The sequence below is a fragment of the Brucella pseudogrignonensis genome (genome assembly GCF_002252525.1).
GTDB lineage: Bacteria > Pseudomonadota > Alphaproteobacteria > Rhizobiales > Rhizobiaceae > Brucella > Brucella pseudogrignonensis.
Genome location: NZ_NNRM01000048.1, coordinates 15,333 through 39,371, shown reverse-complemented (window position 1 = coordinate 39,371; position 24,039 = coordinate 15,333). Strand labels below are relative to the sequence as shown.

The following is a 24,039-nucleotide window of genomic DNA, read 5'->3' as shown; positions in this document are numbered from 1 at the left end:
GCCGCTCTGCGGCTTCCGTGCCAACGCTGGCTGGAGCGCATGACGACAAACCAACAGAATGACGATGACGATCTGACAGGGCGGGACAAGGTTCTCGACCGCAGGCGTCGCATTCAGAGCGCTATTCGCACAGCCGCCATTGATGAGTTTGCGGAAAAAGGACTTGTGGGCGCTTCAACGCAAGGCATCGCCCAGCGTGCTGGTCTCACCAAGCCGCAACTTCATTACTATATTTCCAGCAAGGAAGAGCTCTACGAGGATATTATCATCTTCATCCTCGACGAGTGGGAGGATATTTTCCTTGGTGCCAGCACCGAGGAAGACCCGGCCAAGGTGATCAGGCAATATATCCGTGCCAAGCTCGAATATAGCCAGAAAAACCCCAAGGCCTCTCGTCTTTTTACCACCGAGATTGCCAATGGCGCGCCCTATCTGAGCCGTCACTGGAAGAAGCACGTCTCGGCAACGCACAATGCGGTGAAGCTCATTCAGTCATGGGTCGATGACGGTCGTATCAAGCCTTTGGACCCTCTGCTGTTTCAGATGCATATCTGGGCAGTTACTCAGCACTATGCGGATTTTGAAGCACAGGTTCGCAGCATGATGTCGCTCAGCAAAGACGAGCCACTGGACCTTGATCGCATCGAAAAAGAAGTCTCGACGCTGTTTTTGCGTGCCTGCGGGCTGGACTGAGACCCCGTTAAAACTACCAGCTTTTCGATTTAAGACTAAAAATGTCAAAAATGACATATCGGATGACAGATTCCAGTTGCATCCCTAAAGTAACGTGCGTTAAAGTTGCTGTAAGTTTTTGGGAACTCTATAAGTTCATCCTAATCGAAATACTATTAGAGCGCCATGTGCCCTCTTGAGCGCGCACAAGTCGCTCCAAGTTTTTAGAACAAGCATCGACCATCCCTTTGGCGGGGGGCGATGCATTAAGGAGCAGGTTCTTGGGGAGGAGCCTGCTCCTTTTCAATTTTAAGGCAAATTTAGACCTATCTTATGGAAAAGAAACAGAAAAGCCCCGGCAAAGGCCGGGGCTTTTCTGCGTCTTAGAGCGCGTCCCAAAAAATGTGAAACGATTTCCGGGACGCGCATCAAAACTAGAAGTTAGAAAGAGCTTATTCAGAAAGCCATTCTTTAACCCGATCCGGATTATCGGCAATGTACTTGTCGACAGCCTTCTCGTAAGAAGTTTCCTGCGCATCGAACATTGCAGCTTCCAGCTCATTGATTGGAATGCTCATCTTCTCAAGGAGAGACGCAACCTTTGGATTTTCTTCCTTGAAGCCCTTACGAGCCAGAGCATCGATATGTTCTGCACCGCCAAGCGCACCTTCAGGGTCGGCAATGTAGCGCAGCTTATACTTGCCGAACATCCAATGCGGGCTCCAAGAGGTGGCAACGAACCAGCCGTCCGAGCGCATAGCGCGATCAACTGTCGTCAACATTGCAGCTTCACTGGAAATATTGAGCTTGTAATCAAGGCCGTATTTCTTGATTGCTTCGTCCGAAAGACGGGTCAGACCTGCACCCGGATCGATGCCCTGAATTTCACCTTTTAGCTTCTCACGAACTTCTGGCTTCTTCAGATCTTCAATCGAACTGATTTCGCTTTCCGGGATATAGTCTGGAACAATCCAGCCAAGCTTTGCACCTTCGTAAAGCGGGCCGAGATTTTCGACCTTGTCTTCCACACGCTTGTAATAATCAGCATGGGTTTCCGGCAACCAGGCCATCATCATAGCATCGATATCGCCACGGCTTACGCCCTGATAAAGCGGCGCTACGTCGGTCTGAACCAGCTCAACCTTCTGACCAAGCTTGTCTTCGATCAGCTTGGCTGCGAGCTTGGTGACGAATTCTGCGTCAGACCAGGGAGCCCAGCCGATTTTCACCGTTTTGCCGTCTTGCGCGAAGGCTGCTCCGGCAGACAAGCTACCTGCTACCACTGCTGCAAGACCGAATTTTGTTAGCTTTCCTAACATGGCTTCTCCTTTGTGATTAACTGTCGTTCCCGTTATTATTATTTATGCTTCCTGCTTGCGGAACGCAGATGAGGATGGCTCATCTGCTGTCTTTTTCATAAAGGACAGCCTTTTGAAGAAGCCCAACAAGCCCCCGGAATTTCTTTTGCCAAAGCTCTGTGTGATACGGTCGAGGATAACGGCCAGAATGACCACCGCGAGACCGCCTTCAAATCCCTTACCGACATCAAGACGCTGAATACCGGTCAACACCGTGTTGCCGAGGCCGCCCGCTCCAATCATCGACGCAATAACGACCATCGAAAGCGAAAGCATGATCGTCTGGTTCATACCCGCCATTATGGAAGGCATGGCGTTCGGAAGCTGTACCTTGAACAGCAGCTGGCGCGAGGTGCAGCCAAAAGCGAGGCCCGCTTCAACAAATTCAGCATGAACCTGACGGATGCCGAGATTGGTGAGACGCACCACAGGCGGCATGGCGAAGATGACAGTAGCAATCGTGCCTGGCACTGCGCCAAGGCCAAAAAACATTGCTGCCGGAATGAGATAAACGAAGGCAGGCATCGTCTGCATCAAGTCAAGCACCGGACGAACCACCGATGCGACAGCATCGCTGCGCGCCATAGCGATACCGAGTGGTATGCCAATCACCACTGCGATAATCGTGGAGGCAAGCACAAGTGACAGGCTCTCCATCGTGCCGCTCCACAATCCCATATGGATAATAAGAGCAAGTGCAAAAACTGTGAAAACTGCGAATTTCCAACCCACACGCCAAAGCGCAAGCAGCGTGAGAATAGCAATGCCACCGAAAGGCGGAATTGCAAGAAGAGCATTTTGAATGCCATCGGTCACAAAACCGATTGTGGCTGCGATCATATCGAGCGCAGGCGTAAAGTGATCAAGAATGTAGTTCACCACTACATCCGCCCATCCGCCGATACTAAAATTCAGATCCATGGTTTACCGTCCATTTCAGATCGAGTTACCTATGGCTGGACATTGTCCAATACGGGTGTCCAATACGGGATCAAACCCGAATGCCTGAGAAAATATGAGCGCGCGGATCAACCCGCGCGGCCGAGAGTCTCAAGCAAAGCCGATTTACTGATAGCGCCGAGATAACGGTTATGCCGGTCGGTGACAGGCACAGGCCAAGGGCTTTCAGCGACACGCACCAAAAGACCGGAAAGTGGAGCATCGGCCTGTATCGCGGCCGCACCGTCCAGCTGATCGCTCTCCGCCTTAAAGCTTCCGCTTGCGAGCGCATCCCGTGTGACAACGCCACGATAAATGCGATCTCCATCAAGCAAAACACCGTAAGACTTGCCGCTGGCATCAAGACGCTCAAGTGCCGAAGACAATTGCGCTGGATCGAAGACGATCAACTCATCCTCGCGCGCAACATCTGCCGCTTTGAAGACGCGAGAGACATCAACATTACGGAAGAACGAGCGCACATAATCATTAGCGGGCGCAGAAACGATTTCGTTCGGCGTTCCAACCTGTACGACCTTGCCGTGCTGCATGATGCAGATACGATCGCCAATACGCATGGCTTCATCGAGATCATGGCTCACGAAGATGATCGTGCGGCTGTGTTCTGCCTGAAGACGCTTCAGCTCATCCTGCATTTCCGTGCGGATCAGCGGATCAAGTGCAGAGAAAGCCTCATCCATCAGCAGAATGGTCGGTTCGCTCGCAAGTGCTCTCGCAAGTCCAACACGCTGCTTCATGCCACCGGATAGCTGATCAGGCATAGAGTTGGCGTAGGGTTCGAGCCCAACAGCCGCTAATGCTTTGAGTGCTTTCTCGTGGCGTTCGGCCTCGCCCATTCCCGCCACTTCGAGACCGAATGAAGCGTTGTTCAAGACTGTACGGTTGGGGAGCAGAGCAAAGGACTGAAACACCATGCTCATGTCGCGGCGGCGAAGATCAATCAGCTCGCGCTTCGACATTTTAACGATATCACGGCCATCGACTTCGATGGAACCTGCCGTTGGCTCTATCAGACGATTGAGCAGTCGCAGAAGCGTCGATTTACCTGAGCCAGAAAGGCCCATGATGACGAATACTTCGCCTTCTTTAATATCGAAGGTCGCATCATCTACGCCGATTGTAGCACCAAGATCACTGTGAATCTGGGCTTTTGATTTGCCTGCACGCAATTCCTGCATTGCGCGCTCCGGATCGTCGCCAAAGACTTTAAAAACGCCATTCAAGCTTATCTTGGTCTTAGCAGGCGACTTCATACTTTCTTCCTTGTATAAAATACCATGCATTATGTTTAACCCCGCTGTGCTGGCGGGTTTAATCTCCTTTGTAACATCATTATTTCTTCATTCATGCGCGAATTGGACATGCGCAACTTGCAGGCGTTGATTGACCCGCTGAGAATGATTAGCGATTGGTGTGATGTATTTATATAGGCCATTTCCCGACATGTCCACCCACAGTGACGGATTCATCTTGGCGCAACCCGTTCCCATGATTATTTTTGATGGGTTGCACGACGAAATATGCGAGCTGATCGACAGGTCCAATTGTGAGGACTAATCAACCAGTCTGGCATTAATAGTAATCCGGGGGAAGGCTTGCACACGAGCGAGCTGCGACAAATATGCAATTAGCTGCGACATGAGGCAATTTAGTATTCGCAGAATATAATTTCGCTTAATTGCAGTAAATTTGTATGATTATACTTATGCCTTATCTGGCGTCATTTGCCAGAAAAACGGGCACAGATCAAGCGATCCGCGCCCAAAATTTCAACGTGAATGAAGCGGCCTGGATTAGCGATTAACCATATATCCAACGAAGCCGGTGATACGCCAGCGATCACCGTGGCGACGGCAAAAATAAAGCGTTTGCCAGTTTAACCTGTCGTGTGTTCCATCTGCTTTTGCGATGGTCCCATCAAACTTTTTACGCGCAATAGCGACATCGCCATTGATATCAATCACGTTGAGTCGCGTGGCACGGAAAACGCCGTCTGCAAGAGATTCGGCATATTCCGTTGCAGCGCTTTCCGCTGCCTGACGCAGCCATTCATCGCGATAGGCGGTAAGTGTCGGGAATGCTGCGTTCCATTTATCGGGATCGGATTCACCATGAGCATGAATGCCCAGAAAGCGCGGTTCATCAAAATCATCGGCAACCAGAGACCAGTTTTCGGTCACGAATGCCTCGATATCGCGGCGCACAAGCATTTCCCATATTTGCTCGCGATCTCTATCGCCAGCAAATGGATTGACGGCTTCTTTCACATACCCCTCCTGATTACTTTAGTTTTCCGCGCGCAGCGACCGGCAGAATATCAATGACATCGTCACCGGAAATGAGATGCACTTCGTCGAAAAGATTGGATACGACACAGACGTGATCGGGAATGACCCGAACCTTGTCGCCGATTTTCAAACCGGCCAGATCGCCTTTTAGCGTGCCGTGCTCTTCGCTGAGGCCTGTTAACCGGGCTTCAGGCTTTCCGGCCAACTCGCCAAAATCCGCCAGCCCGAGCGTATCGCTTGAAAGTGACTTGGAGCCGGCATCGATAATTGCGCGATCTGCAGTTGGATGGCTGACGATCGTCGAAAGTACGGTCAGCGCACAGTCGTCCAACGTCGCAGCACCCTTTGCCACCTGATACCGGTCAAAATAGATATAGGTGCCCGGCCGGTATTCTGTAACGACGCTTTGCGTTGGCGAGCGCCACATATCGGGCGTGCCACCACTTGATATCGTCTCGCACTGAATGCCATTTTCTGCGAGTAGATTGCGTGCTGTCAGAAGCCATTGTTCAGTCTGTTCAGCCTTGCCTGCAGCTGGGTAAGTCATAAGGCCACCGAATTTGAGACCCTTGCTCTGCTCAATCTGACGCGCAAGTTCCAGCGCCTCTTCAGGTGTTTGCACACCACAGCGCCCCATGCCCGTGTCGCATTCGACCAGCACTTTGAGCGGCCGCCCCTCATTGGTAAAGCGCTTTGCCAAACCTTCAAGGCTCGTCGCATTATCGATTGTGACCGAGATCGTTATGCGCTGATGAAGGGCATAAAGCCGGTCGAGCTTTTCCTTGCCCAGAATATTATAAGGCAGAAAGATATCGACAATGCCCGCATCGGCCATAACTTCCGCTTCGCCGATTTTCTGACAGGTAATACCGGTTGCACCTGCTTCGAGCTGCCGCCGCGCGAAGAATGGCAGTTTATGCGTTTTGATATGTGGGCGGAGTTTCACGCCGATCGCATCAGCATGGGCTTGCGCCTTGGCAATATTGGCCTGAACGCGATTAACATCAATCAGAATTGCAGGCGTATCAATCTCACGGACGTTTGTAGGCCTTGTCATTCGTCAATCTCCCAGCGGCAAGCGCGGATCATCAATCTTGAGTGTGTTCAAACTGTGCTTGATGCGTCTCAGGCTCTCAAGCACTTTCGGTCCATGAATTTCAGCGGTGGCAGTCGCAATCATGTCGAGAATTGCCATAAGTGCAAAACGGGAAGAGGTCGGCTTATAGAGATTTCCATCTTCATTGGGCTGAAACGGAATGACCGTGTTGGCAGCCTTCGCCAAATCAGACCCCGGTGCGGTGATCGCGACGGTTTCGGCACCATATTGCCGCGCCACCAGTATCGCCTCGACAACGGACCGGGCGTAGCCCGAAACTGAAAACGCGATGACTGTTGTTTCACGCGTCGCAACAGCCGCATACATGCGCTGCAATTGGCCATCCACCTGCGCCAACACCGGAATTCCAAGCCGAAAAAGCCGGTTTTGCAATTCCGTCGCCATCATTGATGAAATGCCACCAGAGCCTATGCAAAGAACAGAACCAGAGCTGATTATCCGTTCGGCGATCTTCATGACGACCGACATATCAAGATTATCGCTTGCGCGATGAATTGCGGCGACCGCGGCGTCAGCAACCGCAGAAGCAATGCGGGCCTCGCGGATATCACGAGCAGGCACTTCTGCCGTCAGATATTGGCCACCAATCGCCAACGCCTGCGCGAGAAAAAACTTGAAATCACGAACACCATCGCAACCCAAAGCACGGCAGAAGCGCGTTACCGTCGGCTCACTCACCCCTGCACGCGCCGCTATTTCTGAGATTGCTGCCTTTGATGCATAGTCAGGATCAGACAGCACCAATGCAGCCAGTCGGCGGTCGGATTTGGACCCGTCCTGTGCTGCGGCATGAAGCCTTGTGATGATGTCTGCAACCTTGCTCATACGGGATTTACAGCGGCAAACCGCTTTCCTTATCAAAGAGATGAATATGTTCGGGCTTTGCCGTTACAGGGACTCGCTCTCCCGGTGCAAGGTGAATACGTTCGCGGAATACGGCTCGCACAGCTTCGCCAGCAATTTTCCCATAAACATGGGTTTCCGGTCCCGTTGGCTCGACCACTTCAATAGCGAGCGTCAGCCCGCCACCCTCTTTCGCAATGACGAAATTTTCAGGCCGCACACCCAATTCAACGCTGCGCCCGGCAGCAGACTTTCCGGGTATGGCGATTTCTTCACCCTCATTTGTGCGGAATTTTCCACCTTCGATCAGTTCACCCGGAATGAAGCTCATGGAAGGAGAACCGATAAAGCCCGCGACAAACTTATTAGCGGGACGATCATAGAGATCGAGCGGCGCACCAATTTGCTGAATCTTGCCTTGATTCATCACAACGATACGGTCCGCCATGGTCATGGCTTCGATCTGATCGTGCGTGACATAGATGACCGTCGATTTCAGACGATGGTGGAGCGCCTTAATCTCGGTACGCATCTGAACACGCAGCTGTGCATCAAGATTGGACAGCGGCTCATCGAAAAGGAAGACCGACGGCTCACGCACAATAGCACGTCCCATGGCGACTCGCTGACGCTGACCACCGGAAAGCTGGCGCGGATAACGATCAAGATAGGAATGCAGATTGAGGATCGACGCGGCCTTATCCACTTTGGCTGCAGTGGTTGAACCATCTTCGCCGCGAATACGCGGACCAAAGCCGATGTTTTCGCGTGCCGTCATATGCGGAAAAAGCGCATAGGACTGAAACACCATTGCGATGTTGCGCTTTTGCGGCGGCAGATCATTGGCGCGTTGGCCGCCAATAATTAGATCTCCGCCCGAAATCGGCTCAAGCCCCGCGACCATGCGCAGAAGCGTGGATTTACCACAACCAGACGGGCCGACGAGCACTAGAAACTCGCCATCCTCAATATCGAGATCAACCCGATCAAGAACGTTCATCTGTCCGAAAGATTTGGTAATGCCACGCAGGGAAACATTTTTCATCACTCAGTTCCCGTTTAGAATATCATCGATAAATGGACGACAGCCGGCCATAAGTCCGGCATCGACCGGCAATATTGTGCCGGTGATGCCCGATGCCCTGTCGGATGCGAGGAAGGCAACCGCTTCGGCCACCTCATTAACTTTGACAATTCGTCCAAGCGGATAAAGTCGCTTGAGCTTGTCGAAAACGGCGGGGTCTTTCGCGATGCGATGATCCCAGGCTGACGTATGAATTGAACCGGGGCAAACCACATTGGCCCGTAAGCCGTTCTGTCCATATTCAACAGCCAGCGCCCGCGCAAAAGCGTTGATTCCTGCTTTTGCAGCTGCGTAGGCAGGATTGCCGAAATGTGAAAGCGCATTGACGGATGAAATGAACACGAATGTGCCATGCCCCCGCGCCGCCATTTTCTTGGCGATTGCAGTGGAAACTGCGCTGACGCCGGTCAGATTGAGATCGATTTCGCGGTTGATCGCGGCCTGATCAAGCTCCTCGAATGATTCGGAGCGCGTCCAGCCAGCATTATTGATGACGATATCAGGCACGCCATCACTTGCCATAATATCATTTGCTGCATTTTCTAGCGCATTACGGTCCAGAAGATCAAATGCATGACGGCTGTCAAAACCATCAGCCTGCATCACATCAATGCTTGTATCGCAGCCAATGATTCTCGCCCCACGCGATGAAAATAGCTGCACGAGCGCTGTGCCGACGCCGCCGCCTGCGCCGGTAATCAATACGGATTTTCCGGCAAATTCGCCTGAATGCTCCACTCTATTCCCCTTTATACAGCACTTTTCGCGCCTGCTTATTCTGGTCAGCCTAAAAGTGAAAATGTAAGTTTGCAACAAAACTTTTTACTTGAAAGCGCAAAATTTGCCGATAATGTAAGAAAATAACAAAAATTATGACGTCTTCACATGAAGCATGGGCAAACAAGGGAACGGGAAAATGTCTATCAATAAATGGAAGGCCGGCCTTTTGGCTGGATTAAGCATTCTGGCAATTGGTTCAGCCGCGCAGGCTGGCGAAGTGCGTATGACGGTCGCGGAGTACAGCTCCAAGACCGGCCCATATTTTGAAGAAGTGAAGAAGGCTTTTGAAGCCGCAAATCCTGGCATCACACTCAATTTCGAGGTCGTGCCGTGGGATGTTCTTCTGCAGAAACTGACCACCGACATCTCGGCAGGCACCAATGCTGATCTTTCGATCATCGGCACCCGCTGGCTGATCGACTTCGTTCAGCAGGGCATCGCCGAGCCGCTTGACGGCTATATGGACGATTCATTCAAGGGTCGTTTCATCGAAACATTCCTGTCGCCTTCGGTATTGGAAGGCAAGACATACGGCCTGCCGATCGCAGCATCTGCACGCGCTATGTATTACAACAAGGAATTGCTTGAAAAAGCAGGTGTCGCCAATCCTCCTGCAAACTGGGATGAAGTCAAAGCTGCTGCAGAAAAGATCAAGGCGCTTGGCGGTGAAAACTACGGTTTCGGCCTTCAGGGCAAGGAAATCGAAACAGACGTTTATTATTATTATGCGATGTGGTCGCAGGGTGCAGAAATCCTCAACAAGGATGGCACTTCTGGCCTGAGCACTCCGGGCGCATTGGAAGCTGCAAAGCTTTACAAATCGATGATCGACGGTGGCCTCACCCAGCCGGGCGTTACGTCCTATGCGCGTGAAGATGTTCAGAACCTCTTCAAGCAGGGCAAGGTCGGCATGATGATCACTGCGCCATTCCTGTCCAACCAGATCAAGGAAGAAGCGCCAAACCTGAAATATGGTGTCACCGCAATTCCTGCTGGCCCAACGGGCGCTCGCGGCACCTATGGCGTGACTGACTCTGTCATCATGTTCCAGAACTCCAAGAACAAGGAAGAGGCCTGGAAGGTTCTCGACTTCCTGTTCCAGACCGAATGGCGTGCTAAGTTCACGCAGGGCGAAGGCTTCCTTCCTGTAAACAAGGAAGAAGCGAAGATGGATTATTACGTCAATAATGCCGATCTCGCTGCATTCACAGCTCTGCTTCCTGATGCGCGTTTTGCACCGATCATTCCGGGCTGGGAAGAAATCGCCGACATCACATCCAATGCGATGCAGAGCATCTATCTGGGTCAAGGCGAACCGGAAGCCGTTCTGAAGGAAGCTGCTGCCAAGGCAGATGCAATCCTGAAGAAGTAATCCCATCAACCCGGCGGCAGGTCAGCTCAAGACAGTTTGCGCTGTTTTGCTGCCGGGTTCCTTTTTCTTCCGTGGAATTTTTGGCCGATGCAAAATCGCACCCTGCCCTATTTTCTGATCCTGCCAAGCCTGCTGCTGGCTGCGGTGGTGATCTTCTGGCCGGTTGTGCATCTCTTTGAGATCGCCACCCATGATGTGAACCGTTTTGGCCAATTGCGCGATTTCAACGATGGCGCAAACTTTACGGCCCTGATCGCATCACCCGATTTTCTCAATGCATTGTGGCGAACTGCCGTCTGGACCGTGGCTGTGGTCGGTGGCGCACTTGTTGTGTCCATACCGGTTGCGATCATCCTCAATATGGATTTTTACGGTCGTTCCGTTGCGCGCGTTATAGTCATGTTGCCGTGGGCGGTTTCGCTCACGATGACAGCAATCGTCTGGCGCTGGGCGCTGAACGGCGAAAGCGGAATGCTCAATTCGGCTTTGCGCAATCTGGGACTGATCGACAGTAACATCCAGTGGCTCGCCAGTGCTGCAACCGCATTTCCGATGCAAATTCTCGTCGGCATTCTGGTAACTGTGCCGTTTACAACCACGATCTTCCTTGGCGGCCTGTCTTCTATCCCGGAAGACCTTTACGAAGCTTCGTCGCTTGAAGGTGCAAGCCTCTGGCAACAGTTTCGTGAAATCACGCTGCCACTGCTCAAGCCATTCGTGAATATCGCAATCGTGCTCAACACGATCTATGTGTTCAACTCCTTCCCGATCATCTGGGTGATGACACAGGGCGGACCGGCGAACTCCACCGATATTCTCGTAACTCACCTTTATAAGCTGGCTTTCCGGCTCGGAAAACTCGGTGAAGCATCGGCGGTATCGCTGATCATGCTCGCCATCCTGCTTGTTTTCACGGCCATCTATATCCGGCTATCCATGCGGAGCGAACGCGCATGACCGCATCAAAAATAAAACGTACATTCATCGCCTGGATCATCTTAGCACCTTTAATCGTGCTGACACTGTTTCCTTTTGCGGTCATGTTCCTGACAGCAGTGAAACCGCCGCAAGAGGTTCTGTCTCCAACGTGGTGGCCAAGTGAATTCCGCTGGGCAAACTTCTCCGAAATGTGGGTGCGAACCGGCTTCGGCACGGCTCTTCTCAACTCTTTCTACGTCTCGGTCATTGCTTCCATCGGTGCAATCATTGTGTCGATCCCAGCAGCTTATGCCATGTCGCGCTTCCATTTTGCGGGGCATGGCGCATTCCGCCAGTTCCTGCTTGTTTCGCAGATGATTTCGCCAATCGTGCTGGTGCTCGGACTTTTCCGGTTGCTTGCAGCTTATGGATTGATTGAAAGCGTTACAGCCGTTGGCGCCATTTATATGGCCTTCAATATCGCCTTCACAGTGTGGATGCTGCAGAGTTATTTCGACACGATCCCGAAAGATCTCGAAGAAGCCTCATGGATGGAAGGGGCTGGCCGCTTCAAGACGCTGGTCAAAGTGTTCTTGCCGCTCTGTCTGCCTGCTATCGCCGTTACAGCGATTTTCACCTTCATCAATGCTTGGAACGAGTTCGTCGTCGCACTCACCATGCTGCGCAGTCAGGGAAGTTACACTCTCCCTATCCAGGTCTTCTCGCTGGTTGCAGGCCGCTACACGGTTGAATGGCACTACGTCATGGCCGCTACTCTCGTAGCCACTCTGCCGGTCGCAATCCTCTTCATATGGCTGCAGCGTTACCTGATCAAAGGTCTGGCGCTCGGAGCTGTAAAATAAACGGAGTCATCATGTCAAAGAAACAGGCTTTCGGTGCGTCCCACGTACCGCTCTCCCCTGCTGTGCGCGCTGGCGACACAGTCTATATTTCCGGTCAGGTGCCAATGGGCGCTGACGGCAAGATCGTAGAAGGCAATATCGAAGCCCAGACCAAGCAAGTTCTTGAGAACATCAAGGCAGCACTGGCCCTCGCCGGAGCAAGCATGGAAGACGTCGTCAAAACGACGATCTGGCTTGAAGATGCGCGCGATTTTGGACGTATGAATGCGGTTTACGCGACTTACTTCCCGAAAGATCCACCGGCACGCACCACGGTCGAATCCCGTCTGATGATCGACATCAAGATCGAGATTGAAGCCATCGCCTACGCACCGCAAAAATAGCCCGGGCAAACCATATGCGCATTTTCACAGCGTCGCTTGCAACTGAAACCAACACATTTTCGCCCGTACCAACCGACCGCGCGTCGTTTGAAATGGCTTTTTATGCTGCACCCGGAAAACATCCGGACACGCCGACGCTGTGTTCATCGCCTATCGTCGCTCTGCGCAAACGGGCAGCAGCTGAAGGCTTAACTGTCATTGAAGGTACTGCCACATGGGCCGAACCAGGCGGCTTGCTTCAGAAGCAAGCTTTTGAAGAACTGCGCGATGAGATTCTGGATCAGCTCAAAGCGGCGATGCCTGTCAATGCAGTGGTCCTTGGTCTTCATGGCGCTATGGTTGCGCAAGGCTACGATGACTGCGAAGGTGACCTGCTTGAACGCATCCGAGCAATCGTCGGACCGGATATTCTTGTTGCCAGCGAGTTTGATCCGCATAGCCATCTGACGCAAAAGCGGGTCGAAAACCTCAATATTTACGCAGCATTCCTCGAATTTCCGCACACGGATTTTTATGAGCGCGGCGAGCACGTCGTATCTCTGGCGCTGGATACCCTCAAGGGCAAGATCAACCCTGTCATTTCGACATTTGATTGCCGGATGATCGGCGTTTTCCCGACCAGCAAGGAGCCGATGCGGAGCTTTATAGATCGTATCAAAGACTTGCATGGCAAGGACGGCATTCTATCCGTCTCAGTTATTCATGGATTTATGGCAGCCGACGTCCCCGAAATGGGGACACGGATACTCGTCGTCACCGACAATGATGCAGCCAAAGGGCAAGCATTGGCCGAGAAACTTGGCCGGGAACTCATCGCCATGCGCGAGCAAACGCCGATGACCATGTATCACGTTGACGAAGGCATTGATCGCGCAATCGCTGCCCATGCAGCTCAGCCATCGAAGCCTGCTGTCATCGCTGATGTGTGGGATAATCCCGGCGGTGGTGTTGCGGGAGACGGCACCTATATTCTGCGACGCTTGATCGAACGCGGCATTCAGAAAGCCGCCGTTGCAACAATCTGGGATACGTTGGCGGTCACGTTCTGCCATGCTGCTGGCGAAGGCGCCGTCATCAATCTGCGCATTGGTGGCAAATCCGGCCCGCAGGCCGGCGAACCCATTGATGCACGCGTCACTGTGATGAAAGTGTTGCAGGAAGGGTGGCAGAGTTTTGGACTCAGCCGCGTAACACTCGGTCCTTCGGCAGTCGTCCGCATCGTGGGAACTGAGATCGACATCATTCTCAACACCAATCGCACGCAGACATTTGAGCCGGATATCTTTTCAAATTGCGGCATAGACCCGATGCAAAAAGACGTTCTGGTTGTGAAATCGACCAATCATTTTCATGCAGGCTTCGCGCCGATTGCCGCAGAAATTATCTATGTCGATGCGCCGAGTTCCTACCCGGTCAATCCGCGTGTGACCGACTACCAGAAAATGACACGGCCAATTTGGCCGCGGGTCGAAAACCCATGGTGAAAAAAGCAAAGCGCGGGAATTTCCCGCGCTTTTTTGTTTCTTTGCATTATCCGTCGCATCACAGCAGGGTTGGAAATCAGTCCAGTGGACTGATTTCCCTGCGTAGACGCTTCGCACTTTCGCTGGAAGTGCTCTAATCAATGTGCCAGAAACGTAGAGATGAATGGCACATAAGTCACCAGTGCTAGCAGGATGAACAGCGCCAGATACATGCTGAATGCCTGACGGGTGAAGTCACCCACTCTGACCTTGGCAATATTACAGACCATCAGCATCACCGTGCCGACTGGCGGTGTCAGCGTTCCAATCGAGAGGTTGACGATGACGACGATCCCAAAATGTACCGGATCAATGCCCAGAGCCTTCACGGTTGGCATCAACAACGGCACAAGAACAATCATCAGTGCCGTGCCTTCAATCAGCGCACCCAGCAGCAGCAGGATCACATTGACCGCAAGCAGGAACGCATAAGGATTGCTGGTGAAGGAGGAAATCAGCTGCATCAGCGACTGACCCGCCTGTTCCAGCGAGAATACCCATGCAAGTGCAGACGACGCCATGATCACGAGCATGACGGAAGCCGTCGACTTGGCGGTTTCGATAAGCGAATCCACCACATGCGAAACGCGCATTTCGCGATAGATGACGAAACCGATGATCAGAACAAGCGTAACCGCAACCGCACCGGCTTCCGTCGGCGTGAAGATGTTCATGCGGATACCACCGATGATAGCGAACAGCAGGAACACCGCTGGCCATGCCGATGCAAGCGTCGAAGCGACTTCCGAACGGGTCATACGCGTTTCACGGCTTGGCTTATAACCACGCTTTACAGACGTGATGTAGGCCGCGATCATCAGAATAACCGCACCGAGCAGGCCCGGGATCACACCAGCCATGAACATCTTGCCGATGGATACGTCAGCAATCAGACCGTAGATGATGAGTGCGATGCCCGGAGGAATAATCGGAGTGATCAGCGAGCCAGCTGCTGTGACGGCACAGGAAAATGCCTTGTCATAACCACGCTTGACCATTTCCGGCACCATCATGCGAGTGAGCATGGCGCTATCGGCCAGGTTGGAAGCGCTCACACCACCCATTAGGGTCGAAACCATGATGTTAGTCAGCGCCATACCACCGCGCATACGACCAACCAGAATGTCGGCAACCTTGATCAGACGCTCGGCGATACCTGTGTGCGCCATCACTGTGCCAAGCATGATGAAGAATGGAATCGCCAAAAGCGACGTATTCTGTGCCGGGCTGATGAAACGCTGTACGGCGATTGCAATCGGCATCTGGTTGAAGAAGATAAAATAGGTGAAGACCGCAATCAGAATGGCCACATAAAGGCGCATGTTGAGCGCGATCAGCGCCAGCATGATGAGAACGATGGTGGTCAGGTTCATGCCTTGCCTCCCGCAAAAGCGGCGCGCAAGGTTTTGAAAGCGCCAGCGAACATGTAAAGGGCGATAATCACGAAGCCAACTGGCACCGCGATATCGATCCAGAAATAGGAAACACGAAGCACATCAGTCACTTTGAACTGTGCTGCAACCGACAGCTTATAACCGGCATAGGACACATAGAGCAGAAACAGGCCGGAGAAGATTCCGATGATCGCATTTACGACGTCGCGGACCTTGTCCGAGAACATGTCCACCAGCATCGGGATTGCGAGGTGCTGGTTGGTACGCTCAGCCGCGACGCTGCCGAGCATGACAATCCAGATCATCAACAGACCGGCCATTTCTTCAGTCCATTGCAGCGGCTGATGCATCCAGTAGCGCATGACAACAGCTGCATTGAACATCGCCAGCAGCACGAACAGCGGCGCTGCGGCCAGCCAGTCGATCAGTTTTTCAAAATATTTCATCGGAATAATTCCATGACGGAGCCATGCCACAGCGAGGGTCACGACCCAATCTGCAGCATGGCAATATCCGGATTGAAGGGGATTAGTTCAATTCAGCCTGGATCTGTTCATAAAGACCGTCAGACCATTCCGGGAACTGCGAGTAGACTTTCTCGGCCATAGCCTTGAACGGAGCGCGGTCGACTTCGATCACTTCGACGCCAGCTTCCTTCATCTTCTCGATCATCTCGTTGTCTTTTTCGATCGTCAACTTCTGGCTGTAGAGACCGGCATCATATGCGGACTCATGGATCATCTTGAGCTGCTCTTCAGGCAGCGTCGAGAAGAAGGCTTCACCACCGACGATCAGAGCCACGTTGGTCAGATAACCGACTTTGCTCAGATACTTGGCTTCTTCCTGAAACTTCTGGCCATAGAGAACCGAAATCGGATTTTCGACACCATCGATCACACCCTGCGCAAGCGCCGGGAAGGTTTCACCCAGTGGCATTGGGGTCGGTGTTGCACCCATGGCTTCAAAGGTCTTGATCTGCATGACGTTGTTCGGCACGCGGATCTTCATGCCCTTAAGGTCTTCCGGCGTGCGGATTGGCTTCTTGGAAATGATCTGGCGAATACCGTAGAGGTAGTTTGGCATTACGATGTGAATGCCCTTCTTCTTCAGCTCTTCGCTCTTTCCTTTGAACCAATCGCCGTCATAAACTTTGAAAAGCTGTGCCGGATCATCGGTCAGGAACGGGCCATAAAGCACGCCGAGATCCGGGTCATATTCGGCCAGAAAGCCAACGTCGGAAATCGTCACGACATTGAGGCCCATCATGGCCTGCTCCGTCACATCCTTCTTGGAGCCGAGCTGTGAGCTTGGATAAAGCTCCAGCGTGATTTCGCCATTGCTGCGCTTGGCAAGATCATCTTTCCAGTAATGCATCACCTCATCAAAAGGCTCGCCCGGGTTGTTTTCGTAAGCAACTTTGATCGACACATTGGCGGCATGGGCTGCCATGCTCCCTGCCAGCAACATGCTGGCGGCGATCATGCCGGTAACGAGTTTCTTCATGATATTCCTCCCTTTAGGGTCCTTACAGCTGGCCACGAGGCCGGTTTCCTCCACTAACGCACTACGTCATCCTTCCTGACGCAGCGCATTTGCTTCGATTCAGTTGCGTTCAATGATGATTTTCAGAACGTTGCGGTCGCCATCCCAATAGGGCAGCGCCTGTTCTGCTTCCTCAAAAGGAAACACTTTCGAGATAAGCAGGTCTGCATCGCTTCCGAGCTTTTCGAGATGCGCGATGACAGCCTCAAAATCGGTGAGCGTCGCATTGCGCGAACCCATGATGTCGAGTTCTTTGAGATTGAAGAACTGGGTCTGATAGGTCACTGGCGACTTGGAATAGCCGACATAGACCACACGACCAGCAAAGCCTGCGAGGTCAACCGCCTGTGTGAAAGTAATCGGCAGACCGACGGCTTCAAAGGCGATATCAACACCGTCGTCATTGGTGAGTTCCTGCACGGACGCCACCACGCCTTCACCTCCCGGCAGAGCGTGCGTAGCGCCAAACTTCAGCGCCAGTTCGCGCTTTTCAGCACTCGGATCAATGGCGATAACCTTGGCACCACGCGCAACCGCACCAATCAGCACACCCATGCCGATCATGCCACATCCAAGCACCGCGACCGTATCGCCAGCCTGAACGCGGCCACGTTCGACCGCATGAAAACCAACCGAAAGCGGTTCGACCAATGCGAGATGACGTGGTGCAAGCGTATCATTCAGGATCAGCTTTTCGGCTGGCAGCACAATCTGTTCTGCCAGTCCGCCATTCTGTTGCACACCGAGCGTCTTGTTGTAACGACAGGCGTTCAGACGCCCCTTGCGGCAAGACGAACACTGGCCGCAATTGGTGTAAGGCAGCACGATAACGCGTTTGCCTTTGGCATAGGCCGCGCTCACGCCCTCACCCGCTTCAACGATTTCGCCGCCGATTTCATGACCGGGAATGCGTGGCAGTTCCACCAGCGGGTTAAGCCCCTTGAACGTATTCAGATCGCTGCCGCAAAGCCCGACATGCTTCACGCTCACCCGAACATGGCCAGGCAACAGTGGCGCTTCCGTAATTTCAGCAAAACGAGTTACGTTCTCGCTCTCGATACGCAGAGCTTTGACCATCAGAATATTCCTGTCATTTTTATTGCATGAGGCAGATCAGGTTACGGCGCCGACCTGCCACGGTACGAATTCGTTATCGCCATAGTCGTAGATTTCACTCAGCGTCTGCTCACCGGAAGCCACCGCGATAATGTGCTCGAAAATACGCGTGCCAGACTCTTCAATGGTTTCATCGCCGGTGACGATGCCACCGCAATTGAAGTCCATGTCTTCCTTCATGTGTTCATACATTTCGGAATTGGTCGCGATCTTGATGCAGGGCGCAGGCTTGAAGCCCGACACTGATCCGCGTCCTGTAGTGAAGCAGATCACGTTACAACCACCCGCCACCTGTCCCGTCACGGCAACCGGGTCGTAGCCCGGCGTATCCATGAAAGTGAAACCCTGTTCGGTTACGGTTTCAGCAAATTCATAGACAGCCTTGAGCGGCATGGAGCCGCCCTTGGCAACAGCACCCAGCGACTTTTCAAGAATAGTGGTCAGGCCACCGAGCTTGTTTCCATGCGATGGATTGTTGTTCAGCTCGTCGCCGTTGCGGGCCGTATAATCGCGCCACCAATCGATGCGCTGAAGCAGCTTTTCCGCAACAGCAGGCGTGATTGCGCGGCGTGTCAGAAGATGTTCCGCGCCATAAATTTCCGGCGTTTCCGAAAGAACGGTCGTTCCGCCATTGCGCACGATAAGATCGGATGCATAGCCCAGAGCCGGGTTTGCTGAAATACCGGAATAGCCGTCAGAACCACCGCATTCGAGTGCCACCTTGAGCTTCGACAAAGGCTGTGGTGTGCGCTTGGCGGAATTCACCAGCGGCAGCATTTCCTTGATCTCGGCAATCGCATGATCGATTGTCTTGCGCGTACCGCCATGCTGCTGGATCGTCATGGTGCGCAGGCGTGAACCCTCTTCCATGCGATAATGTTCCATGATCGGCGCGATCTGGTTGGTTTCGCAGCCAAGGCCGATCAGCAGAATGCCACCGAAATTCGGGTGCTTAGCATAGCCTTGAATGGTGCGGGTCAGCAGACGATAACCTTCCGACTTGGTGTTCAGCGCACAGCCGCTGCCATGCGTGAGTGCCACCACGCCATCGACGTTTTCAAAACCATCCAGACCACCCATGCGGTTGAAGTAATCCGCAATGTAGCGAGACACGGTAGCAGAGCAGTTTACCGATGAAATGACACCGATATAGTTGCGTGTACCGACGCCACCGAAACCGCGATCATAGCCCATGAACTGGCGGCGCTCCGCTTCCGGCAGCATACCGCGTTCTTCAATATCGACCGAAAACTGATGTTCATGCTCGGATGGCAGCATTGCGAGATTGTGCAGATGCACATGCTCACCCACCGCAATATCCTGAATGGCAACACCAATCACCTGCCCATATTTATGGACTTCTTTACCGGCCGCGATATCGCGCAGAGCCACCTTGTGACCGCGCCCGATCAGATCTCGCGCGATAATGTCACCAAGTCCGATAGGATCGCCTGCGCGAACCGAAATACGCGCAACCGCCACGTCATCGGACGGATGCAAAAGGATTACCGGCGTCACAGCCGAAACAGCCTTATCGTTCATTTTTCTGACCTCACTCCCAAGATCGCAACAGCGTTAAATATGAGCCCAACTATCTGGGCTCGTTCTCCATCCATCGCTGCTTTGATGTATCCAGATGCGTTCGCATCGCTGCCTGCGCCAGAAGCGGATCCCTCGCCTCCAGTGCAGCATAAATCTTCTCATGCTCTGCCAAAGCATATGTCCATGTTTCGGCATTTTCATATCGGGTACGCATTTGCGCGGTCAGCGGGCTATGCCGCTCGTCAAACAAATCACGCACGATACGGGCAACAACCGAATTGCCCGATTGCTCGGCAATGATCAGATGAAACTGGCGATCCAGTTCAATCGGCTTGCGTTCCGCTTCAATCTGCAGCCGCATCGCATCGAGATTGCCGCGCAGGCGTTCCAGCGCTTCCGTGTTGATCTGGCTGCAAGCCATGATGACGGCACTGCCTTCGATCAGCGAGCGCGCCTGCATGATTTCGAGCGGGCTTTCGCCAATCGAACCGCCTTGTGCTGGGAGCCGTGTTTCCTCAGCTGCAACATAAATGCCAGATCCCATGCGGATTTCGACATTGCCTGCAATTTCAAGCGCAATCAGTGCTTCACGTAAGGAAGGGCGCGACACGCCCAGCTGATGCGCAAGTTCGCGCTCGGCGGGAAGCCTGCTTCCGGCCGGAAAATGGCCTTCGCGGATCAGCAGTCTGACCCGGTCGGCAATCTGTTGGTAAAGCCTCCGTGGTTCCACGGAGCCAATATGCTCGCTCATGCTCTCTCCCAAATTGGCCTTACCATATTTTGAAGCCGCAAAAAGTGCAATACGGCCTATTCTATTGTTATTATTACATATTGGCTAATTCGTCAGTTTTGTCGCACCTTGTTTTAGATGACTTTTAAAGAGTGGCTTGACCAATTTTACCCACTGGCATAGCTATTTCAGAACAATTCAAGGGAGGAATACATGACCGCGCAGCCATCGATTCTACAGTTTGGAACGAGCCGTTTTCTGCTCGGACATGCGGATTTCTTCATTTCGGAAGCACTGAATAAAGGTGACGCGATCGGCACAATTGCCATTGTTCAGACCACATCCAACCCTGAAAGCGCACGCCGCATCGCAGCGTTGAACAGTGGAGAAGGCTATCCGGTCATTATTCGCGGATTGCGTGACGGCAAGCCCGTTGATGAAAAACATCAGGCAAAAAGCGTGAGTGCCGCCTATTCCGCTCACACCGACTGGCAAGTCATACGCGCCCTGAGCGCACAGGTTCAGGTGATACTGTCCAATACTGGCGACAAAGGTTTTGAGCTGGATGCTGCTGACGATGTTTCCCTGCTGAGCGAAACCGACCGCCTTCCTAAAAGCTTTCCCGCCAAACTGCTTGTGCTGCTGCATCATCGCTGGCAGATCAATCCAGATGCGCCGCTGTCGATTTTCCCGTGCGAGCTGATCTCGCGCAATGGCGACAAGCTGCGCTCGATCGTGCTTGGTCTCGCAGAAAGCTGGAGCCTGCCGAAAGCTTTCGCCCAATGGATTGAAAGCAATTGTGTTTTTGCCAACAGCCTCGTTGATCGCATCGTATCAGAACCGATCGATCCGGTCGGTGCAATTGCCGAACCCTATGCGATCTGGGCCATTGAACAGACAGACGGACTCACGCTTCCCTGCACGCATCCCGACATCGTCGTGACGGACAATCTTGCGCTTTATGAGCGTCTAAAGCTCTATCTGCTTAATCTCGGTCACACTTTCATTGCGGAGCAATGGCTGAACGGTAATCGTCCGAAGGACGAAATCGTGCTGGAAGCAATGAACGATCAAACGATTCGCAATGAACTTGAATCGCTTTGGCGTGAAGAAGTTCTGCCGGTTTTTGCCGCTGATGGTCTGGGCGAACAGGCTGAAGTCTATGTTATTACCGTTCGCGAGCGCTTCCTCAACCCGTTCCTCAAGCACCGCATTGCAGACATCGCTTCAAATCACGCAGAAAAGAAACAGCGCCGCTTTTTACCCATCATTGCTCGCGCGAAGGAACTCGGCCTCGATCTGGAGCAGCGTCGCCTGAAGGCGGCTGTCGGCTAATCCAGTCATTCAGCTCAATTTCGGCGCGCTCCAACGCGCTGTAATTTAACAGCTTACGCAAAAGCGCAACCGTCACAGCACGAGCACGGAGGTTGAAACGCCCCTCCTCCGGCTCACCTTTTTCCTGATAGACACCAAGCTTTTCATAGAGTTGCTGTAATCTGTTCTGAACGCTTCTGAGCGACAGGTTACGCCGACGCGCGATGACACGATCCGTCAGCCCAAGTGCTATATCGATCAGAATTTCATATTCGCTTTCACTGAACCCGCTGGCGTGACCGAGGCTTTTTTGCTGTAAGCCGCGCACTTCACGGTCGATCACGCATTGTGCTTCGACAAAAATGCTGCGGAGTGCCAAGCGCAGCTTGTCGTCGGAAGCCGATTTCAGCACATAGCCATAGGCCGCACCTTCCGGCACGATACGCGAGACACCTCGCACATAGGCTTCATCGGCATAATTCGACCAGAACAGAATGCGGGTTTCCGGATTTTCCTTCCAGATGGTACGTGCGGCTTCAATACCGTTACGCCCACTCATCTGCAGGTCCATCACAATATGCGCTGAACGATGCATTCGGGCCAGCTTTTCACCGGTCGAGCCATTATCCGCTTCCAGCACATCACTGCATTCGGGCAGTGCTGCGCGGATCGCTTCGCCCAGATAGGTGCGATGCAACGGATCATCCTCCACGATCAGAACCTGCATCTTACCCTCCAATTGGTTCATACATTTCCGGCGGCAGGTGGATCGTTACGCATGTGCCACTGCCGTCCGTGTTCTTCCTGATGGCAAAGCTCGCAGAAATGAGCCGTGCTCTTGTGCGCATATTATCGATGCCATGACCAATACGCTGCGCCTGACGATCCATACCAATGCCGTCATCCATAACTTCAACGAGAAGCCGACCACCCTTATCGCGGAGACGAACGCGGATTTCTCCAGCCAGAGCATGACGGATCGCATTGTTGATTGCTTCCTGCACAATGCGGAAAAGCGAAGTCGCGACCGTCTCTTCAAGCCTGTCGGTCATGCCGTCGCTCTGGTCTTCCAGAAACCATTCAATCGCAGCGCCGCTTTCGCGGATCGAGCGGTCAAGATGGTTCTCCGTTGCCTGCGCAAAGCCAAACAGCTGAAGCACGGAAGGTTTTGCTTCTTCAATGATTTGACGAAGATCCTGCATACAGTGCTGCAAACCGCGGAACAGCGGCTCAAGCTGTTCGCCGGAAAGGTCAGGCGCGCGCGTCAGCCGCTCCACATGACGGGCGAGACGCGTGAGATCGGCCAAGGTTTGATCGTGCAAATCCATGCCGATACGATGGCGTTCTATCTCCAAAGCCTCGGTGAGTTTGAGCGCGCCAAAGCGCAAACCTTCTTCTCGCGCCCGGGCTTCCGTCTCCACAATCGCCGAGCGCTTGGCCTGCTCAGCAGCACGGATGGCAAAGAAATATGGCGCCAGAAGATCGGCAATCGATTGCGCATTTTCCACGTCACGCGTCGAATAACTGCCCGTTTGCAAACTCGAACAGCTCAACGCGCCAATGATATTTCCCTGCGCTTTCAGCGGTACATGCAGGCGAGCTTTTAGATCATGTTCGATGATCGGTGTCGAAAACGCACCCTCAAAATGAAAGCGCGGATCGGTGCGCGCGTCGTCCGTCAGCAAATAGGCGACCTCGCCAGACAGTAGCGTGCGGATTGGACTTCCTGACAAAAGCGCGGGCGGGTTGCGGCTCCATGCTGTCTCAATCCCGCTTTCATAGGCAATGTGAAACTTGCCATCGATCATCTTGATACAGACATCGAGATGGTCATAGGGCAGAATATGATTGATCTCGGCAGCAACGGCCTGAATGATGGAATCGAAATCGAGCTGGCCTGCCAGCAATCTGGAAATATTCAGATAGCGGTCAAGCAGGCGCGCAGGTGCTAGTTCCAGCAAGCGACTCTCCTCCCAAAGACAGATTGCTTTGCTCTTATAATACGCCGCTTCTCTACTGGCGCGTCTTGCGGGTTCCCGCAATTTTGCTGCGCAAACCCGCAGCATGGTTGCTTCGATCAGCCTTCACAGCGCAACGCATTTATTTCATCCTCGCTTCACCAGAAAATTGCCCGCAAGACAACAGGAAATGTCACGGGCAAGTTGGTGCCGTTGAGGAGCGGCGGTGCGGGAGGTTTCGCGCCACATTCAAATTCGAACAATCCGAAGTGTTATTGCGCA

The 24,039-nt window shown here is 53.0% G+C and carries 23 protein-coding genes; 7 read left to right on the top strand and 16 right to left on the bottom strand.

The genetic code is table 11. From position 1 onward, the window contains the following. The first annotated feature begins 39 nt into the window (after positions 1-39). Positions 40-693: a TetR family transcriptional regulator C-terminal domain-containing protein gene (locus CEV34_RS23540; RefSeq protein ID WP_007879563.1), complete on the top strand. Its 654-nt coding sequence runs from the start codon at positions 40-42 to the stop codon at positions 691-693. Between the two features lie 431 nt (positions 694-1,124). On the opposite strand, the gene CEV34_RS23535 is transcribed toward CEV34_RS23540, so the two are convergent. The 8 genes from CEV34_RS23535 to CEV34_RS23500 form a co-directional block, all read right to left on the bottom strand. Then, positions 1,125-1,991, bottom strand: a complete 867-nt coding sequence (locus CEV34_RS23535) for a glycine betaine ABC transporter substrate-binding protein (protein ID WP_007879565.1) — start codon at positions 1,989-1,991, stop codon at positions 1,125-1,127. Positions 1,992-2,033: 42 nt separating this feature from the next. Continuing rightward, complete coding sequence (locus CEV34_RS23530) at positions 2,034-2,951, bottom strand: ABC transporter permease (RefSeq protein ID WP_007879566.1); 918 nt, start codon at positions 2,949-2,951, stop codon at positions 2,034-2,036. A 107-nt stretch (positions 2,952-3,058) separates the two neighbouring features. Then, a complete protein-coding gene (gene proV, locus CEV34_RS23525; protein ID WP_007879568.1) occupies positions 3,059-4,243 on the bottom strand; it encodes a glycine betaine/L-proline ABC transporter ATP-binding protein ProV in 1,185 nt (394 codons plus the stop codon). A 540-nt stretch (positions 4,244-4,783) separates the two neighbouring features. Next, positions 4,784-5,257 (bottom strand): hypothetical protein, encoded by a 474-nt coding sequence (locus CEV34_RS23520; protein ID WP_007879571.1) that lies wholly within the window; start codon positions 5,255-5,257, stop codon positions 4,784-4,786. Between the two features lie 13 nt (positions 5,258-5,270). Beyond that, positions 5,271-6,335: a D-TA family PLP-dependent enzyme gene (locus CEV34_RS23515; RefSeq protein WP_007879572.1), complete on the bottom strand. Its 1,065-nt coding sequence runs from the start codon at positions 6,333-6,335 to the stop codon at positions 5,271-5,273. Between the two features lie 3 nt (positions 6,336-6,338). Further along, positions 6,339-7,220 carry a MurR/RpiR family transcriptional regulator gene (locus tag CEV34_RS23510; protein WP_007879573.1) on the bottom strand — a complete coding sequence of 294 codons (882 nt, stop codon included), beginning with the start codon at positions 7,218-7,220 and terminating at the stop codon, positions 6,339-6,341. 7 nt (positions 7,221-7,227) lie between these two features. Continuing rightward, positions 7,228-8,283 (bottom strand): ABC transporter ATP-binding protein, encoded by a 1,056-nt coding sequence (locus tag CEV34_RS23505; protein ID WP_007879582.1) that lies wholly within the window; start codon positions 8,281-8,283, stop codon positions 7,228-7,230. 3 nt (positions 8,284-8,286) lie between these two features. After that, positions 8,287-9,060, bottom strand: a complete 774-nt coding sequence (locus tag CEV34_RS23500) for an SDR family oxidoreductase (protein WP_007879583.1) — start codon at positions 9,058-9,060, stop codon at positions 8,287-8,289. A 178-nt stretch (positions 9,061-9,238) separates the two neighbouring features. Here CEV34_RS23500 and CEV34_RS23495 point away from each other — a divergent pair, with 178 nt between their 5' ends. The 5 genes from CEV34_RS23495 (at position 9,239) to CEV34_RS23475 (ending at position 14,122) form a co-directional block, all read left to right on the top strand. After that, positions 9,239-10,474, top strand: a complete 1,236-nt coding sequence (locus CEV34_RS23495) for an ABC transporter substrate-binding protein (protein ID WP_007879585.1) — start codon at positions 9,239-9,241, stop codon at positions 10,472-10,474. Positions 10,475-10,561: 87 nt separating this feature from the next. Next, positions 10,562-11,431: a carbohydrate ABC transporter permease gene (locus CEV34_RS23490; protein ID WP_007879587.1), complete on the top strand. Its 870-nt coding sequence runs from the start codon at positions 10,562-10,564 to the stop codon at positions 11,429-11,431. Then, positions 11,428-12,255: a carbohydrate ABC transporter permease gene (locus tag CEV34_RS23485; protein WP_007879589.1), complete on the top strand. Its 828-nt coding sequence runs from the start codon at positions 11,428-11,430 to the stop codon at positions 12,253-12,255. The genes CEV34_RS23490 and CEV34_RS23485 overlap by 4 nt, the downstream gene beginning before the upstream one ends. Before the next feature lie 11 nt (positions 12,256-12,266). Continuing rightward, entirely contained in the window at positions 12,267-12,638 is a 372-nt protein-coding gene (locus CEV34_RS23480; RefSeq protein WP_007879591.1) for a RidA family protein, read from the top strand. 14 nt (positions 12,639-12,652) lie between these two features. Beyond that, the gene (locus tag CEV34_RS23475) at positions 12,653-14,122 is read left to right on the top strand and encodes a M81 family metallopeptidase (protein ID WP_007879594.1); all 1,470 of its coding nucleotides are present in this window, start codon (positions 12,653-12,655) and stop codon (positions 14,120-14,122) included. Between the two features lie 137 nt (positions 14,123-14,259). Here CEV34_RS23475 and CEV34_RS23470 read toward each other — a convergent pair whose 3' ends face one another. From CEV34_RS23470 to CEV34_RS23445, 6 genes are all read right to left on the bottom strand, one after another. Beyond that, positions 14,260-15,534 (bottom strand): TRAP transporter large permease, encoded by a 1,275-nt coding sequence (locus CEV34_RS23470; protein WP_007879606.1) that lies wholly within the window; start codon positions 15,532-15,534, stop codon positions 14,260-14,262. Next, complete coding sequence (locus tag CEV34_RS23465; RefSeq protein WP_007879611.1) at positions 15,531-16,001, bottom strand: TRAP transporter small permease; 471 nt, start codon at positions 15,999-16,001, stop codon at positions 15,531-15,533. The genes CEV34_RS23470 and CEV34_RS23465 overlap by 4 nt, the downstream gene beginning before the upstream one ends. Positions 16,002-16,083: 82 nt before the next feature. After that, the gene (locus tag CEV34_RS23460) at positions 16,084-17,058 is read right to left on the bottom strand and encodes a C4-dicarboxylate TRAP transporter substrate-binding protein (RefSeq protein ID WP_007879612.1); all 975 of its coding nucleotides are present in this window, start codon (positions 17,056-17,058) and stop codon (positions 16,084-16,086) included. Between the two features lie 99 nt (positions 17,059-17,157). Then, complete coding sequence (locus tag CEV34_RS23455) at positions 17,158-18,174, bottom strand: zinc-binding alcohol dehydrogenase family protein (protein ID WP_007879614.1); 1,017 nt, start codon at positions 18,172-18,174, stop codon at positions 17,158-17,160. Positions 18,175-18,210: 36 nt separating this feature from the next. Then, positions 18,211-19,755 carry a UxaA family hydrolase gene (locus tag CEV34_RS23450; protein ID WP_007879617.1) on the bottom strand — a complete coding sequence of 515 codons (1,545 nt, stop codon included), beginning with the start codon at positions 19,753-19,755 and terminating at the stop codon, positions 18,211-18,213. 49 nt (positions 19,756-19,804) lie between these two features. After that, a complete protein-coding gene (locus CEV34_RS23445; protein WP_007879618.1) occupies positions 19,805-20,506 on the bottom strand; it encodes a FadR/GntR family transcriptional regulator in 702 nt (233 codons plus the stop codon). 192 nt (positions 20,507-20,698) lie between these two features. Here CEV34_RS23445 and CEV34_RS23440 point away from each other — a divergent pair, with 192 nt between their 5' ends. Further along, on the top strand, positions 20,699-21,820 hold the full coding sequence (locus tag CEV34_RS23440) for a mannitol dehydrogenase family protein (RefSeq protein ID WP_007879620.1): 1,122 nt from the start codon (positions 20,699-20,701) through the stop codon (positions 21,818-21,820). Here CEV34_RS23440 and CEV34_RS23435 read toward each other — a convergent pair. After that, the gene (locus CEV34_RS23435; RefSeq protein WP_007879622.1) at positions 21,753-22,526 is read right to left on the bottom strand and encodes a response regulator transcription factor; all 774 of its coding nucleotides are present in this window, start codon (positions 22,524-22,526) and stop codon (positions 21,753-21,755) included. The genes CEV34_RS23440 and CEV34_RS23435 overlap by 68 nt on opposite strands. A gap of 1 nt (position 22,527) precedes the next feature. Next, entirely contained in the window at positions 22,528-23,760 is a 1,233-nt protein-coding gene (locus tag CEV34_RS23430; protein WP_007879625.1) for a GAF domain-containing sensor histidine kinase, read from the bottom strand. Positions 23,761-24,039: the final 279 nt, after the last annotated feature.